2 pseudogenes are annotated in these 280 nt (G+C 56.4%); both read right to left on the minus strand.

Going from position 1 to position 280, the window contains the following annotated elements:
• A pseudogene (locus EN852_RS43460) lies at window positions 1-118 on the minus strand (ABC transporter permease); the annotation flags it as partial.
• Window positions 115-280, minus strand: a pseudogene (locus tag EN852_RS43090) (acriflavin resistance protein); the annotation flags it as partial. The pseudogenes EN852_RS43090 and EN852_RS43460, both read right to left, overlap by 4 nt.

Here is a 280-nt window from a genome sequence, read left to right on the forward strand (position 1 = left end):
AGGAATGCACGCCGCGCCGCATGCGCATCGAAAACTCTAATGTCGCCAGCAGCGGCATGAAGAAATAGGCCGTGCCGATAGCGAAGACGACCCAGGCCCAGAATTTGCCCGACTTCATTTCAGCCACCTCTCGGAACGGGTCCGGAACCAGATGTAGAAGACATTCGCCAGCCCGGTGATGACAATCATGCCGAAGGCAATCGCATAGCCGAGTTGCTGATTGTGCAGCACGTCGCCGTTGATCTGCGAGTAGAGCTTGATGGGAACGATGTTGAGCTGC

The sequence above is a fragment of the Mesorhizobium sp. M2E.F.Ca.ET.209.01.1.1 genome (assembly GCF_004010375.2).
Classification (GTDB): domain Bacteria; phylum Pseudomonadota; class Alphaproteobacteria; order Rhizobiales; family Rhizobiaceae; genus Mesorhizobium.